Genomic DNA, 15,263 nt, shown 5'->3' on the forward strand with positions numbered 1-15,263 from the left:
GGGATACAGGAGTGAAAAATTCAGGAAAACTGGAGGTCAGAGCGCGTGAACCGCGCCATCCCGCCAGAAATGGGTGCAGCGCAGATGACGTGCTTCGGCGGCAGGGTCTGCATCGGCTTCAAGGGCGGACACGGTCGCAAAGCCCTGCGCATGAAGAGCTGCCATGTCTTCGCCGCCCAGACGAACGGGGACGTAGCAGCGCGGACGGGCCGGAGGTACCGGGGCAGCACGCAGAAGCGCCTGCGGACGGAGCGTCAGGCCACAGGCAGGCTCCTGCCCTGCAACATAGCGGCCACCCCGGCCAAGCTCCTCACGGGAGGTCGTGGAGAACACCGTGATGCAGAGGCCAGTATGATACTGCCAGCCACGGAAATCGACAGGATCAACCGTCAAACGCAGGGACGGAGCACGCTCGCGGATGGCGGCGACGGACGCGACCAGACGTTCGAAATGCGGACGCACGCCCACGGGGAAATCCAGTGAGGCCAGCATATCCAGCGCACGATCAGCAGGGCCAGCAGCCTGAAGCATCACGGCCAGCATCTCTGCAATCGGGCCGCCCAGCTCAGCAACAGAAGCTGCATCCTTACGATTCAAGGCCTGAATCAGCTCATCCTGATCGGCTGCTGGAATGGCACTCTCGATGAGGCCAAGAGCCAGAGCTGGCATGGACAGATCAAAAGACACACCCTTGATGCCCAGTTCTTCGAGAGCCGTCGCACCCAGCGCCACCACCTCGGCATCCGCCTGAGCGGAATCCGGGCCAATCAGTTCGATCCCGGCCTGCGACACCTGACGATCAGCCTCGCGACCTGGCGTCCCGATAACGATGCAGCTTCCAGAATAGGACAGACGCAGCGGGCGCGGCGCATCCTGAAGTCGCACACTGGCAATACGCGCGATCTGCGTCGTCATGTCCGGGCGCAGCGCCATCATGCGATGGGAACTCGGGTCCATCAGGCGGAAGGTCTGTGTGGAGAGTGCCGAGCCGGAACCGTTCAGAAGAGACGTTTCGAATTCCAACATGGGCGGACGCACACGCTCGTACCCATGGCGGGAAAACGCTTCCATAACACAGGCAATGCCGCGGGCTTCCGCTTCGGCTTCCCCCGGCAAAAGATCAGAAAAGCCTGACGGTAAAAGGGCAGCGCTCGGGGTCTCGGAATACAGGCTCATGCAGAAAACTCCTCGCGCGTGCACTCATAAGCCCAGTCCAGCCACGGCAGGAGAGCCTGAATGTCTTCCGCATTCACTGTCGCCCCTCCCCAGATCCGCAGCCCGGCCGGGGCATCTCGATAGGACGCGAGGTCATAGCCTGCCCCTTCCTGCGCGACCAGCCCGGTTAGATGCTTCACGACCTTGCCCTGTGTTTCAGGAGGAAGCTCTTCGAACCATGGCGCAGAAATTTTCAGACAAATGGAGGTGCAGGACCGTGTCTCAGGCAGTTCAGCAAGGAAGGACACCCAGTCAGTCTTTTCCACCCACTCGGCCACAACGGCCAGACTGGCCTGCGAACGGGCTTTCAACGCCTCAAGGCCACCCACGCTTTCGGCCCAGCGCAATCCATCCAGAGCATCTTCGACGCAAAGCATGGATGGGGTGTTGATGGTATCGCCTTCAAAAACAGCTTCCATCAGGCCCTTCTTGTTGGCCAGACGGAAAATCTTTGGAAGCGGACGCGGAGAGGCTTCAGCCAGACGGGTAGCAGCGCGCGGGCTGATGGCGAGCATGCCATGAGCAGCCTCCCCGCCCAGCGCCTTCTGCCATGACCACGTCACGATATCGAGGCGATCCCACGGCAGGTCCATGGCAAAAGCCGCAGACGTGGCATCGCAGATCACAAGCCCTTCATGCTCTACGGGAATAGCGTCTGCATTCGGGAGACGGACGCCGGATGTCGTGCCGTTCCATGTCACAACGACATCGCGGGACCAGTCTACGGCAGAAAGATCCGGAAGCTGCCCGTAAGGCGCCTCATGAACGCGGAGGTCTTCAATTTTCAGAACGTCCCGCAAATCCTGCGCCCATGTTCCGGAAAAACTCTCGAAAGACAGAACATCCATGCCGCGTTCGCCGCCAGCCAGCGCCCAGAGAACCATTTCTACAGCGCCGGTATCGGATGCGGGGACAACGGCGACTCGCCAGTCCGCCGGAATGCCAAGCACATCCTTGGAACGCGTGATGACTTCCTTAAGGCGTGCACGGCCTTCAGGGGCGCGATGCGAACGGCCTAGAAGAGCCTGATCGAGTGCTGAAAGGGACCATCCGGGGCGTTTTGCGCAGGGACCGGAGGAAAAGAACGGGCGGGAGGGTTTGACACTCGGCTTGGACATGCTCGTTCCGGGCTAAACGGTCCTCGGGTGCAGCCAGACTGGTGCGCCCGGTTTTGGTGCGAGAGGGGGGATTCGAACCCCCATGCCTTTCGGCGGTCGATTTTGAGCCGACTGCGTCTACCGTTCCGCCACTCTCGCGCGAACGGCCCAGACCCTAGTGCATTCCTGACAAAAGGACCAGACCGTAAAGAAAAAATCAGAGACCCAGCATCAGAAGCAGGTTCTGGATGGCGGCCCCGGAGGCACCTTTGCCCAGATTATCAAGCCGCGCCGTCAGCAGAACATTCTCACCGGACGGATTGCTATGGACCCGAAGTTCCATGTTGTCCGTATTCGCGAGCGTATCGGCAAGGAGCTTCGGTTCGGATGGCAGGACACGCACATGTTCGCATCCCCGATAGGCTTTCTCCAGCGTGGCTTCCAGATCACGCGGTGTCGGGTGCCCCGGCAGATCGGCAAGATGCAGCGGGATGGACACGATCATGCCCTGCGGAAAATGCCCGACGGACGGCACAAAGACAGGTTGACGGGTCAGGCCTGAGTAATGCTGGATTTCCGGCAGGTGCTTGTGTTCCAGCGTGAGGCCGTACAGGAAAAACGCCGGGCCACCATCGCGCTCATGGGCTTCAATCGCAGAGCGTCCTGCCCCGCTGTAGCCCGACACCGCGTTAATGGAGACGGAATGATCCGGCGGGATCAGCCCTGCCCGAACCAGCGGCCGCAGAAGAGCGATCGCCCCCGTGGGATAACATCCCGGATTCGCAACATGTGTCGCGCCCCGGATGAGCGCACCCTGCTCCTCATCCAGTTCGGGCAGTCCATAGACCCAGCCATCCGCAATGCGATGAGCCGTACTGGCATCCAGAATACGGACGTTCAGTCCCTCTGCCAGCGCGACCGTTTCGCGCGCGGCATCATCGGGAAGGCAGAGAATGGCAACATCCGCCTGAGACAGCATCGCGCGGCGCGCATCCGCATCTTTTCGCAGGGCAGGCTCAATTGACAGCAGTTCGATCCCATAAGTCTCGGGCAGCGCCTCAATGCGCTGACGAATCCCCAGCCCTGTGGTTCCAGCTTCACCGTCAATAAAAATCCTGGCCATATACGTCGCATCCGGTCTGCAAAAAATGTCCGTCCAACGGAAAATCCGCCAGCCGGGCCGCCCTTCTTACTCTTTTATTCCGGGGCATGTCATCCCGGCACGCGTGAACAGATGCTCTGTGCTTTCTGTGACGGTACTGAAAGGGTATGGTGTGTAAGTCCGACCCAGCAATCAGACTATCGCCCAGGAGCCGTTATGACCCAGCCCGCCCGTCAGATTGACCGCCTTCTGGACATCATGAAGCGCCTGCGGGATCCGGAAAACGGCTGCCCGTGGGATGTAGCGCAAACCCCCGAAACGATTGCGCCCTTTGCCATCGAAGAAGCCTATGAGGTGATGGATGCCATTGCCCGTGATGACAGTGACTCCCTGCCGGATGAACTGGGAGATCTGCTGCTTCAGGTCGTCTTTCAGGCGCAGATGGCTCAGGAAAAGGGGCTGTTCGATTTTGAAGCCGTCGCTGGAAAAATTGCCGACAAGATGGTTCGCCGTCATCCCAATATTTTCAGCGATGTCGAGCACGACGAAGACCTGTGGGAACGTACGAAAGAAACAGAACGGCACGCCAAGGCCGAATATGGCGCGCTTGCTGGCGTAGCCCCACATTTACCCGCTCTGGTTCGTGCTGCGAAACTCTGCCGCCGCGCAGCCCGCGTGGGCTTTGACTGGGATGACCCCGCAGGCGTGCTGGAGAAGGTTCAGGAAGAAATTGGTGAGCTGAAAGCCGAACTGAACGGCGACCGGGACCGGATCGAGGACGAACTTGGAGACGTGCTGTTCACAATGGCCAGCCTAGCCCGCAAGCTCGGACTAGATCCCGAAGCGGCTTTGCGCCGCAGCAACCGGAAGTTCACACGCCGGTTCGAGGCCATGGAAGCCAGCCTGGCCGCAGAAGGCAAAACGATGGGTGAGCAGGATCTGGAAACACTGGAAGCGCTCTGGCAGACCGTCAAGAAACAGCCGGGTATGCGCTGAACCCATTCCGTTTTCTCCCCGCCTTTAAGGCGCGCACTCTATAAGGGACACCGTACATGGACCTTCAGATTTCCGGCCGCAACGCTCTCGTTCTTGGCGCCTCTTCCGGTTTGGGCCGGGGGGTTGCAGAGGCACTGGCGGCAGAAGGGGTCCATATCATTCTGGCTGCACGCGCCAGTGACAGGCTGACAGAAGCGGCCGTGGCTATTGCCAACCAGCACGGCGTTCAGACTGTGGCGCTGCCGGTTGATCTGTCGGATAATGCCTCCGTTGAGGAATTCGTTCAGGCCATCCGCACGCAGCATCCGGATATTTCCATTCTCGTAAACAATACTGGCGGCCCCTCTCCGTCAGGTGTCGAGGGCATTTCCGTAGACACATGGAAACAGCAGTTTGAGACCATGGTTCTGAGCCTGTTCAGAATTACGGATGCGGTACTGCCCGGTATGAAGGAGCGCCAGTGGGGGCGCATCCTTACCATCGCGTCGGCGGTTGTGGTTGAGCCAAATATCAGGCTCGGCGTCTCCGTCACACTACGCTCGGCACTTGCGGGCTGGTCCAAAACACTTGCGACGGAAGTGGCGCCCCATGGCGTGACGGTCAATATGCTGCTGCCCGGCCATATCACGACTGATCGCACCCATTTCCTTGCAGAGACCGAAGCCCGCAAGACGGGCAAAACACCGGAGGCCGTTCAGGAAGAAAAGGCCCGCAATATCCCCGTTGGACGTTACGGCACTGTCGAGGAGTTCGGCGCGACTGCCGCTTTCCTTGCCGGCACGGCGGCGGCTTACGTGACAGGCAGCATGATTCGTCTTGATGGCGGCGCACTGAAGTCGATCTGAAACAATCGAACGCAAAAGAACGCCCTATTTTCTTTTTTAGGAAACTGCGATCCCTCATCCGGAATTAGGCCTTTCGGTTACCCCAAAGGAAAATTCCATGCCGCCTACGTTGCGACGCAGTTCGTTCCTGCCCCTTGTGACGGGCATCTTGCTCGTTCTGCTCGGCCTAGGGCTGGCTTTACCCGGTCTGTGGTTAATTGGGCTGGGAGGCTCTTTCTATTACGCCATCGCAGGCGTCCTCATGGTGGCATCCGGCGTTCTGATGATGCGGCTGCACCCCGGCGCTTCCGCAGTTTATGCAGGGCTCCTGCTTTATACGCTTGTCTGGGCACTTGGGCGCGTTGGCCTTGATGGCTGGCGCCTTCTCCCGCCCCTCGCCCTGCCAGCAGGAATAGGCCTGTGGGTGTTCAGTCCATGGATTACGGGACGACTGCTCCAGGGCACGAAGCGTCGTTCCGTCAGCATACCCGTTGTGGCAGGTGGCATGGCCTTCTGCGCGGCACTCTTTGTCTTTGTGTTCGCCTGCGGCTGGCACATTACTGCATCACGCGACCACCAGTTCAATCCGTTCCCCGGGGAGACCGGTGCGACCCTTCCGGGCGCGGACCAGCAGGCTGCCAATGACTGGCAGTTCTATGGTGGCACTCCGGCCGGAGACCGCTTTGCCATGCCAACCCAGATCAATGCCGCCAACGCACACGACTTGAAAGTGGCGTGGGTCTATCACAGCAAGGATCTGCCACGCGCTGGCGAGAACTCCCGTGGGCGGGAATTCAGCTTTGAAGCGACACCCATCAAAATCGGCAACCGGCTGTTTTTCTGCACGCCGCACCGAGATGTCGTGGCGCTGGATGCAGCATCCGGAAAGGAAATCTGGCGATATTCGCCGGGTGGAGAATTCGGCAAGAACATCTATCAGGCCTGCCGCGGCGTATCCTACGTCAATGCTCCGGGAACGGATTGCGCCCATCGCATCGTCTCAACAAATTCCAGCTCCCCTCCAACCCTGTTTGAAGTCGATGCAGACACGGGAAAACTCTGCGAAAGCTTTGGCGATCATGGTGTTGTGGATCTCCGGGGTGGGATGGGAGCTATTCCACCCGGCTTTCACTTCATCACGTCCCCACCCATGGTGCTGCATAACCGTATCATGACGAGTGGCTGGGTTTATGATGATCAGACAGTTGGCGAACCTTCCGGGGTTATTCGTGGCTTCGATGCCATTACGGGCCAACTGGCCTGGGCCTGGGACATGGGCCGCACACCAACCAACAAACCTCTGGATCCGGGCGAAGTCTTTACCCGCGGCACCGCCAATGGCTGGGGCGTCTATACGGCCGATGCCGGGCTGAACATGGTTTACGTCCCGCTCGGGATTGCCACACCTGACTATTTCGGTGGCAAACGCCGGAGCTTTGACGAGAAGTATGACAGCTCTCTCGTAGCGCTGGACATCACAACGGGCGAAGAGCGCTGGCATTTCCAGACCGTTCATCATGATCTGTGGGATTTTGATCTCCCCGTTGGCCCATCTTTAGTGGATCTGCCAGATGCCCACGGGACCTTGACGCCCGCGCTGGTACAGACAACCAAGCAGGGCGAACTCTTCGTGCTGGACCGCCGAACCGGCGCGCCATTCTATCGCGTTCAGGAAACTCCCGTACCTGCCGGCGACACGCCGGGTGAGCATTATTCGCCGACACAGCCACTCTCCGTCGACATGCCCAATCTGCGCCGCCCTAATCTGACGGAAGACGACATGTGGGGCGCGACCCCATACGATCAGATGTTCTGCCGTATTGCCTTCCGTTCCATGCGGGACAATGGCCTTTTCACACCGCCGAGCCAGAAAGGCACCGTAGGGTTTCCAGCGTTTGATGGCGTGGCGGACTGGTATGGCGGCACCATCGATCCGACGCATGGTGTCATGTATATCAACACCACGTTCATTCCGTTCCTGATGACGCTGGTGCCGCAGGAAAAAGCTCTTGCCAAAGGGCTCTACAAATCCTGGCATGACTGGGCACAGCCTTATCCGGAGCCTGTTTTCACAAACAATCCCCAACATGGCCTGCCCTTCGCGGCTGTCGTGAAGCCATGGCTTGGCCCGTTTGGCGCTCCGTGCCTGGCACCCCCATGGGGCAAGATGCAGGCGATTGATCTTGTTCACCGTCGGGTCATCTGGGAACGGGCTTTGGGCACAACGAAGAATGTTGGCCCGACGAACATGCTGCGGATGCCTGTTGGCCTCCCCACCAGTGTCTTCTCCATGGGCGGCAGCGTGGCCACGCCGAATGGTCTGGTGTTCATGGGCGCGCTGGCGGATCAAAGCTTCCATGTTCTTGATGGGCATGACGGTCATACCCTCTTCAAGACGGAACTGGATGCCGGCGGCAATGCCACGCCGCTGACCTATATGGGTGAAGACGGCCGGCAATATGTCGTGCTGGCTGTGGGCGGCCACGGTGGGATAAAAACGCGCAACAGCGATGAAGTCGTGGCCTTTGCATTACCCAAAGCCCCATGAGCATACTGTCTTCCTGCCATCAGGGCAGGAAGACAACAGGAGGCAGGATTAACCATGGCCGGAAAACAGCACACTTATTCCGTGAAGGTTGTCTGGACCGGCAATACGGGAACCGGCACATCCTCTCCCCGCAGCTACACGCGCGATTACGATATTACCGCGCCGGGCAAGCCCACGATTGAAGGGTCATCCGACCCTTCTTTTCGCGGTAATCCTGCCCGATGGAATCCTGAAGATCTGCTTCTGGCGTCCCTGTCGGCCTGTCACAAACTCTGGTTTCTGGGGCTCTGTGCACAGGCAGGCATCATCATCACAGCATACGAAGACCATGCTACCGGCGAAATGGAAGAAGACCGCACCGGTGCAGGGCAGTTCACATCCGTAACGCTTCATCCCCGCGTCACCCTGTCCGCCACGTCAGACGCCGAGAAAGCACTGAACCTGCACCACAAGGCGCACGACATGTGCTTCATCGCACGATCGGTCAATTTCCCGGTCATGAACGAGCCTGTTTTTATTCATGAGGCCGCACACGACGCCTGAAAGGCATCATCCTCGACGGGTCGAAGCCAAAAAAATCGCCTTTTGACCGAAAAGATGCGCCGGGCCGGCTGGTCCGGCGTTTTCATGTTGGCTGAACCTGCTAGAGAGCATCCCATGACGGATGAACTCGCCACGTTCGATTTCGAACTGCCCCGCGACCATATTGCGACCGAACCCGCCAGACCGCGTGACAGCGCAAAGCTGCTGCATGTGCGTTCCGGTCATGCGCCTGATCTTCGGATCATACGCGACCTTCCCGGCCTGCTGCGGGAAGGCGATCTGCTGATTGCCAACAATACGGCCGTCATCCGTGCCCAGCTTTCCGCCACCCGCGGCGAAGCGAAAATCGGCATCACGTTGGACCGGATTCTGGCTGACGGAAGCTGGCATGCCCTCGCCCGCAACTCCCGCAAGCTGAAACCGAACGATACGCTGAACTTTGGCGATGACCCGGTCACGGCCTCCGTCGTGGAAAATGAAGGCGATGGTGCCGTCAGCATCCGCTTTTCCGTTGAAGGGGACGCTTTCGATGCGTTCCTCGAACGCGTCGGCGCTTTGGCTCTGCCGCCCTATATCGACCGCCCTTTCGGCCCGACTGCTCAGGATGACAGCGATTACCGGACGATCTTTTCCGAACATCGCGGGGCTGTGGCGGCCCCCACTGCCGGTCTGCATTTCACGCCGGATCTTCTGGCCGCGCTCGACACAAAAGGTATCCAGCGCCGGACGCTGACGCTGCACGTCGGCGCAGGCACGTTCCTGCCCGTCCGATCCTCCATTGCCGAGCATCGCATGCATGCGGAATGGGGCGAGATCGACGCAGAGACGGCGCAGGCCATCAATGAAACACGCGCCCGCGGTGGCCGTGTTGTTGCTGTCGGAACCACGTCTCTCCGCCTGCTGGAAAGTGCGGCGCAGGAAGACGGTACTGTTCAGCCCTGGCGGGGCGAAACGTCCATTTTCATCAAGCCGGGCTATCGCTTCAAGGCGGTGGACCTGCTCATGACCAATTTCCATCTGCCGCGCTCGACGCTCTTCATGCTGGTCTGCGCGTTCAGCGGCACCGACACCATGCGTGAGGCCTATGCCTACGCCATTGCCAACGGACTGAGATTCTATTCCTACGGCGATGCCTGCCTTCTGGAGCGAGCACCATGACCGAACAGGCCACAAAGATGACGTGGGTTCCGGAAGCAACCTGCGGCCAGGCCCGTGCCGGCCATCTGCACACCCGGCACGGCACCGTCCCGACCCCGACCTTCATGCCCGTTGGCACGGTCGGCACCGTGAAGGGCATGACCATGGATGCCGTTCGCTCCACGGGCGCAGGCATCGTTCTGGGCAACACCTACCATCTGATGCTGCGCCCAACGGCGGACCGCGTGCAAAAGCTGGGCGGGCTGCACAAGATGATGGACTGGTCCGGCCCGATCCTGACGGATTCTGGGGGGTTCCAGGTCATGTCCCTCGGTGCACTGCGCAAGCTCGATCAGGATGGCGTGACGTTCCAGTCCCATATTGATGGCAGCAAGCATCGCTTGTCGCCAGAGATCTCGACGGACATCCAGTACAAGCTGGATGCCACGATCACCATGGCGTTCGATGAGTGCCCAGCCCTCCCCGCTACGCCTGAGACACTTCGCAAGTCCATGGAACTCTCCATGCGCTGGGCGGCCCGCTCACGTGAGGCTTTCATGGCGCGTGAGGGCTACGGCCAGTTCGGTATCGTACAGGGCGGCACAGAGCGTGACCTGCGCGAATATTCGGTCAAGGCGCTGACGGAGATCGGCTTCGAAGGTTATGCGATCGGCGGTCTGGCCGTAGGCGAAGGTCAGGAACTTATGTTCTCGACCCTTGATTTCACAACGCCAATGCTTCCGCAGGACAAGGCACGCTACCTGATGGGCGTTGGTACGCCGGACGATCTGCTGGGGTCAGTCATGCGTGGCGTGGACATGTTCGACTGCGTGATGCCGTCCCGTGCCGGTCGTACCGCGCGAGCCTATACGGAGCGCGGCTACATCAACCTGCGCAACGCCCGCTTTGCCGAAGACACGCGCCCACTGACACCGCATGACGACAGCCCGATGGGCGGCCGTTACACCCGCGCCTATCTGCATCACCTGTTCCGGGCTGGCGAGATGCTCGGCCCGATGCTGCTGACATGGCACAATCTGGCCTATTATCAGCGCCTGATGCGGCAGATCCGCGCCGCTATCGTGGATGGTACGCTGAACGAACTGGCAATCAAACTGCGCGAGGACTGGTCCAAGGGAGACTGGACCGAAGATGAATGGCCCATGCCCTCTCTCGCTTTGTAAGTTTTCATTCTGATCCTGTTCCAATAATGTGTTCTCCAATGACCTTTGGCTTTGGGGAATACGGATTTGAAACGCTTCAATGCAGGCCTGGCTCTTGCAGGGCTTCTCTGTGCGGGCAGCGCTCTGGCTGCGCCCCACAAGGAAGAAATCAAGGTCCTTGTTGTCGCCAACTGGGAAGTCGGCGCGGACAAGGGCGACGAACCGGGCGAATACCAGGACTGGGTGGAGCGTCTCCATCTTGATGAAGAACGCCCTATTCGTGGCGTACAGGAAAAGCTCCGCCGCAATGCAGATGGCGTTTACGGCATCGCGCTAAAAAGCGGCAGCATTGACCTGCACGCGCTTGCGCTCGATCCGCATTATGATCTGACACACACCTACTGGATTTTCACGGGCATTTCCGGCGTGAACCCGAACGTCGCATCCGTGGGTAGTGTGGCCTGGGCGCGCTGGGTTGTGGATGGCGACGCATTGCGCGAAATCGATGACCGCACCGTTCCGAAAGGCTGGCCGTATGGTCTGTATGCCATCGGGGCCGACAAGCCGGATACGCTGCCAGCGGACGCAAACCATTATGGCTCTGTCACGGATGTGGCTGAACTCAGCAAGGCGTATCCGCTCAATCAGGGTCTGGCGAACTGGGCCTTCAACCTGAGCAAGAACACCCCAATGGCGGATGATCCCGCCATCGCCGAGCGCCGAAAGGCCTGGAAAGGCTTCCCCAACGCCCAGAAGCCGCCAATGCTCATCATGGGTGAAACCCTCGGTGCTCTTCGTTACTGGCATGGCCCTTCCCGCAACGAGTGGGCAGAAAAATGGGTCAAGCTGTGGACGAAGGATCAGGGCCAGTTTGTCATGACCAATGAGGAAAGCCAGACATATCAGCTCGATATGCGGACACTGGCTCGACTGGGATATGTCGATCTGAACCGCGTCATGGTTCTACGCTCAGGGAGCAATTTTGACATGCCGCCTCCGGGCGTGCCGATCACCGAGAGCATCGGCGACGAAGCACCCGGCCAGAAGCTCGCGTTCGATAACAACGAGCGCGCAGGGGAGCCGGTTGTCCATGAACTGATTGCGAATTGGGCAACATACCGGACGCATATTCCAGGCCAGAATTAATTCATCCCGTTGGTTTTTACGTCATAATCCCGAACACTCCCCCTCAATGCAGCGTTAGTCCCGCTGTATGAGGGGGAGGAAGCTAGGTCATGACAGGTTTTTTCGATCTGACTGCAAGAGGCCTGATCGGTGAGGGTCGGCTTCAGCTCGAAGAGTTAGTGCTGGCCTTCATTCTCTCCTCGCTTGTCGGGCTGGAGCGGGAACTTCGGCAAAAAAGCGCAGGCCTGAGAACCCACACTCTTGTTGGGGTCTCGGCTGCCCTGTTCATGCTGATCTCAAAATACGGCTTTATGGATATTCTGGTGCCCGGCAGAGTCGTCCTGGATCCGTCACGCGTGGCCGCTCAGGTCGTTTCCGGAATCGGATTTGTAGGCGGCGGGGTGATTTTCATGCGCCGGGATATCGTCCGGGGCCTGACAACAGCAGCCTCCATCTGGTTTACAGCAGCGCTGGGGATGGCTTGCGGCGGCGGCCTTATTCTGCTGGCCCTGGCTACGACCGGCGCCCATTTTATCGTCATGGTGCTGTATCCCCGGCTCCTGAAACGTCTTCCCAACACACGAGAGCGCATTGCGGATCTTTCGATACAGTATCAGGGCGATACGGCGAAAGCAGTCCTGATGTGCCTGACAGAACTGGGCTTTTCGCTCGACAGCCTGACCTTTGGCAATACGGATGCCGGTTCCCGAAACACCACAACCATGATCGTCAGGATCCGTGGAAAACGCACGGCTTCCCACGGTATCACCGCCCTCGCCGCACTGCCCGGAATCCAGGCAGTACACCTCCTGCCTTCAAATAAGGGAGGCTAGGTTTTTACAAGGGCTGGGGTATCGTGTTTTCGTACTTGTCCCAGTGCGTAGCAAGTTCACGCACAACGACACTGCCAACCGTGTAAGCGGCTTCGACGGACGGAATGAACGCAGAATAACTGCCTTCATGTGCCTCTTCTGCCAGCAGTTCGGCCGCACTCTGCCCCGGGTACTGCATGTCAAAATTACTGGTCGTCCGCAGGATCAGAGCGCGCTGCGGATCTACACGTCCTGCCTTCGCCTGTGCAGCAAGCGCCTGACAGAACGCAACGTCTTCTTCGGCAGTCGTAGCTAGTGTGCCCTGATTATCCGTCCAGTAACGAACCCAGCGTTCAGCCCAGGCATTCATCTTCTCACCGACCCAGAAGGTCTCCCCGGAAATGGTATCGCCCACCATGACGGACGGTGCTTTCAGTGCTTCCGGATAACCCTTGTACCGGGCACGGGAGGCCTGAAGGCCCGGCGTATCCGGCAGGGTCATGTTTTTCGTCAGGCCATAGGCCCACTGCACAAGCTGCGGATTGAAGGTGTAAACCATGTCACCGCTAACGGAGTGCAGAGGAGGACGGGGGTTTTCGTCCGGCACACTCCCCTGAACCGGCGTAAAGCCATCTGGCCAGGACTTCGGAATTTCCCGTGGGTCAATCAGATGCGACAGACCGCCATTGATCACGCGCGGCGCCCAGACAGCAGACCCGACCGTGCCAAACTTTGGGTCGACACCGCCAATTCCGGCCAGAACAAAATAGGCGTGCTTCAGATCAAAGCGTGGATCCAGAACAAGCGCCGTGATGGCCGATGCCATGTGCTCCGGCCCTTCGCCGGACGCGATACCCAGAACATGCAGCTCCGGATTGTAGTGCATGACGTCATGGTCTGTACCGGGAGCCGGAATTTCCTGCGAGAGCGGAAGCTTCTCAACCCAGTTCTGGTACTCGCCCGGCGTGTCGCCTGTATCCTTCCCAAGTTCAAACGTCGTCACCACGACCACCCGCACCGGAATGGGCCGGTTCTTGGCGGATGCACAGGAGAAGCCGCCTGAGACTGCGAGAGCGGACAGGGCTGTCGCCCCCAGAAGGGTTTTCAGGCGGTTCATTGATAGAGACTTTCGTGTGGAGCGGAGGTTTCAAAAGCAGCAAAGCGCGATTCAAGCTGCCACTGGAGGCGGGCCTTCTCGCTGGCTTTCAGGAGATCGGCACAGGGGCCGCTTTCAGGCTGCGACGCAGAAAAGGTCTGACAGGCTGCGACAGGCTTTCCGACCTGATGATTTTCCCAGAGGCTTTGTCCCGGAATAAACGCATATTCCAGCCCGGTGCGGGACATCTGTTTCAGGTCCGCATAGCTCAGATTATAGGTCTGGGCCGCGCGTACATATTCCTGCGTCAGATCACCGCGGGAGACACCTTCATCATCCGTGGAGAGCGCGACGGGTACCCCGGCCCGGCGATAGAGCGGCAACGGGTGCTCAGCGCCCTTTACGTTCAGGATCTCATCATTGCTCGTCAGGTTGATTTCCACCATGACGTGCTTCTTAGCCATCTCGGCCAGTAGCCCGGCGACGTCGTCTTCCGACGCGATATCGACACCGTGGCCAATACGCTTTGCACCCGCGATTTCGATGGCTTCACGGATATGATGCTTCAGACCTTCCGGGGGGACGAGCTTGCCCGTCAGTTCCCCTGCATGAAGGCTGAGGTTTACACCCGGATAGACCTGCGACAGGAACCGGAACATCCGCATATGCAGGCTGTAATCCCGCATGGCGACCGTATCATCCTCAGGGGCAACAATATTGACGCCGACGAACCGCGGATCGGCCTTCACAACGGCATACCCCGCATCAAGCTGCGCATACACAGCCTGAGGCGGCAGGATACGAAGCGTCTGGAACAGGTAATGGACGCTCACGCCACAGCCGGGATGTGCCTTGGTCGTACCACATTGCAGAATGGTTTGCGCCTTGTGCTCCATCGCGTCCGTTTGGCGGCGAGCCTCCGCGACTAAAGCAGGAAGGTCCGCCTTGAGAACCTGATGGGCAGCAGCGAAATCCTCGTCCCTGATAGGATGGCGGAAACCAGCACCGATCATGCTGCCAAGGGCCGGAGAAACCATAGGCTCGATATAGGTGATGTGATCGGCAGCCGCACGGTCCATCGCTTCCGCAAGCATATCGCCCTGATGGTCTTTTTCGATCGCATCGAAATGCCGGAAGGACGTAAAGAAATGATCATGGCCAGAGCGATCGGAGGCTGCAGGCACGAAGTCCCGCATCGACATGGCATCAATCATCTGGTTCGTGGCTTTTTCATTTCCCACGAGCGCCGAAGCTGGCATTTCATCGCCCTTCGCGTGCGGGCAGGCATGATCCAGAATATCGAGCGTCTTCAAAGAAACGCACAGGCCATCCTTCGCAGCCCAGTCCAGCATGTTTTCCGCATAGATCGCACCCGAAAGGTGGATATGCAGATCAGCCCCTTTCGGAAAAGCCCGCAGGAACAGGCCAAGCCGGACTGGATCAGCCCGGACGGCGTTATAAGTCTGCTCAACGGGGGACGGAGTTTCGGCTCCTGCCAGGGGAGACAGGGCCGTCAGAGACAGGGCAGCCGCTACGAGAACGGAAGGGATGGTGCATCGCATGACCGCACGATGCCGCCTGCCCACGTCTCTGACAAGACATTTT

The 15,263-nt window shown here is 59.3% G+C and carries 13 protein-coding genes and 1 tRNA gene; 8 read left to right on the top strand and 6 right to left on the bottom strand.

All coding sequences use genetic code 11. The annotated features are described in order from the left end of the window. Positions 1–36 precede the first annotated feature (36 nt). From B7444_RS02315 to argC, 4 genes are all read right to left on the bottom strand, one after another. Positions 37–1,176: an ATP phosphoribosyltransferase regulatory subunit gene (locus B7444_RS02315; RefSeq protein ID WP_007283899.1), complete on the bottom strand. Its 1,140-nt coding sequence runs from the start codon at positions 1,174–1,176 to the stop codon at positions 37–39. Then, the gene (locus B7444_RS02320) at positions 1,173–2,333 is read right to left on the bottom strand and encodes a phosphoserine transaminase (RefSeq protein ID WP_007283898.1); all 1,161 of its coding nucleotides are present in this window, start codon (positions 2,331–2,333) and stop codon (positions 1,173–1,175) included. The genes B7444_RS02315 and B7444_RS02320 overlap by 4 nt, the downstream gene beginning before the upstream one ends. Positions 2,334–2,387: 54 nt before the next feature. Further along, a tRNA-Leu gene (locus tag B7444_RS02325) sits at positions 2,388–2,471 on the bottom strand. Positions 2,472–2,529: 58 nt separating this feature from the next. Then, on the bottom strand, positions 2,530–3,435 hold the full coding sequence (gene argC, locus B7444_RS02330; protein ID WP_007283897.1) for an N-acetyl-gamma-glutamyl-phosphate reductase: 906 nt from the start codon (positions 3,433–3,435) through the stop codon (positions 2,530–2,532). Positions 3,436–3,630: 195 nt separating this feature from the next. On the opposite strand from argC, the gene mazG reads away from it, so the two are divergent. The 8 genes from mazG to B7444_RS02370 all read left to right on the top strand — a co-directional run bounded on the left by mazG (position 3,631) and on the right by B7444_RS02370 (position 12,583). Further along, the gene (gene mazG / locus B7444_RS02335) at positions 3,631–4,410 is read left to right on the top strand and encodes a nucleoside triphosphate pyrophosphohydrolase (protein ID WP_007283895.1); all 780 of its coding nucleotides are present in this window, start codon (positions 3,631–3,633) and stop codon (positions 4,408–4,410) included. Between the two features lie 56 nt (positions 4,411–4,466). Next, positions 4,467–5,255: an SDR family oxidoreductase gene (locus tag B7444_RS02340; protein ID WP_007283894.1), complete on the top strand. Its 789-nt coding sequence runs from the start codon at positions 4,467–4,469 to the stop codon at positions 5,253–5,255. A gap of 97 nt (positions 5,256–5,352) precedes the next feature. Beyond that, complete coding sequence (locus tag B7444_RS02345; protein ID WP_035729775.1) at positions 5,353–7,782, top strand: membrane-bound PQQ-dependent dehydrogenase, glucose/quinate/shikimate family; 2,430 nt, start codon at positions 5,353–5,355, stop codon at positions 7,780–7,782. Between the two features lie 54 nt (positions 7,783–7,836). Beyond that, a complete protein-coding gene (locus B7444_RS02350; protein WP_007283892.1) occupies positions 7,837–8,325 on the top strand; it encodes an OsmC family protein in 489 nt (162 codons plus the stop codon). Positions 8,326–8,439: 114 nt separating this feature from the next. After that, complete coding sequence (gene queA, locus B7444_RS02355) at positions 8,440–9,483, top strand: tRNA preQ1(34) S-adenosylmethionine ribosyltransferase-isomerase QueA (RefSeq protein WP_029495704.1); 1,044 nt, start codon at positions 8,440–8,442, stop codon at positions 9,481–9,483. Then, entirely contained in the window at positions 9,480–10,646 is a 1,167-nt protein-coding gene (gene tgt, locus B7444_RS02360) for a tRNA guanosine(34) transglycosylase Tgt (protein WP_007283890.1), read from the top strand. The genes queA and tgt overlap by 4 nt, the downstream gene beginning before the upstream one ends. 66 nt (positions 10,647–10,712) lie before the next feature. Continuing rightward, positions 10,713–11,771, top strand: a complete 1,059-nt coding sequence (locus B7444_RS02365; protein WP_035729786.1) for a purine-nucleoside phosphorylase — start codon at positions 10,713–10,715, stop codon at positions 11,769–11,771. An 89-nt stretch (positions 11,772–11,860) separates the two neighbouring features. Then, positions 11,861–12,583 (top strand): MgtC/SapB family protein, encoded by a 723-nt coding sequence (locus B7444_RS02370; protein ID WP_007283888.1) that lies wholly within the window; start codon positions 11,861–11,863, stop codon positions 12,581–12,583. A gap of 4 nt (positions 12,584–12,587) precedes the next feature. Here B7444_RS02370 and B7444_RS02375 read toward each other — a convergent pair whose 3' ends face one another. Both B7444_RS02375 and B7444_RS02380 read right to left on the bottom strand, forming a co-directional pair. After that, the gene (locus B7444_RS02375) at positions 12,588–13,679 is read right to left on the bottom strand and encodes a purine nucleoside permease (RefSeq protein ID WP_007283887.1); all 1,092 of its coding nucleotides are present in this window, start codon (positions 13,677–13,679) and stop codon (positions 12,588–12,590) included. After that, positions 13,676–15,220: an adenosine deaminase family protein gene (locus B7444_RS02380; protein ID WP_007283886.1), complete on the bottom strand. Its 1,545-nt coding sequence runs from the start codon at positions 15,218–15,220 to the stop codon at positions 13,676–13,678. Before B7444_RS02380 ends, B7444_RS02375 begins: the two co-directional genes overlap by 4 nt. Positions 15,221–15,263 lie beyond the last annotated feature (43 nt).

Origin of the sequence: Gluconobacter thailandicus F149-1 = NBRC 100600, from assembly GCF_000964465.1 — a bacterium.
GTDB classification, from domain to species: Bacteria; Pseudomonadota; Alphaproteobacteria; order Acetobacterales; family Acetobacteraceae; genus Gluconobacter; species Gluconobacter thailandicus.

What these genes read in the sequence shown, in the direction of transcription:
- B7444_RS02370 (WP_007283888.1), top strand. Translation starts at nt 11,861, where the DNA reads ATGACAGGTTTTTTCGATCTGACTGCAAGAGGCCTGATCGGTGAGGGT.
- tgt (WP_007283890.1), top strand. Translation starts at nt 9,480, where the DNA reads ATGACCGAACAGGCCACAAAGATGACGTGGGTTCCGGAAGCAACCTGC.
- B7444_RS02375 (WP_007283887.1), bottom strand. Translation starts at nt 13,679, where the DNA reads ATGAACCGCCTGAAAACCCTTCTGGGGGCGACAGCCCTGTCCGCTCTC.
- B7444_RS02350 (WP_007283892.1), top strand. Translation starts at nt 7,837, where the DNA reads ATGGCCGGAAAACAGCACACTTATTCCGTGAAGGTTGTCTGGACCGGC.
- B7444_RS02345 (WP_035729775.1), top strand. Translation starts at nt 5,353, where the DNA reads ATGCCGCCTACGTTGCGACGCAGTTCGTTCCTGCCCCTTGTGACGGGC.
- B7444_RS02340 (WP_007283894.1), top strand. Translation starts at nt 4,467, where the DNA reads ATGGACCTTCAGATTTCCGGCCGCAACGCTCTCGTTCTTGGCGCCTCT.
- queA (WP_029495704.1), top strand. Translation starts at nt 8,440, where the DNA reads ATGACGGATGAACTCGCCACGTTCGATTTCGAACTGCCCCGCGACCAT.
- B7444_RS02380 (WP_007283886.1), bottom strand. Translation starts at nt 15,220, where the DNA reads ATGCGATGCACCATCCCTTCCGTTCTCGTAGCGGCTGCCCTGTCTCTG.
- B7444_RS02320 (WP_007283898.1), bottom strand. Translation starts at nt 2,333, where the DNA reads ATGTCCAAGCCGAGTGTCAAACCCTCCCGCCCGTTCTTTTCCTCCGGT.
- argC (WP_007283897.1), bottom strand. Translation starts at nt 3,435, where the DNA reads ATGGCCAGGATTTTTATTGACGGTGAAGCTGGAACCACAGGGCTGGGG.
- mazG (WP_007283895.1), top strand. Translation starts at nt 3,631, where the DNA reads ATGACCCAGCCCGCCCGTCAGATTGACCGCCTTCTGGACATCATGAAG.
- B7444_RS02315 (WP_007283899.1), bottom strand. Translation starts at nt 1,176, where the DNA reads ATGAGCCTGTATTCCGAGACCCCGAGCGCTGCCCTTTTACCGTCAGGC.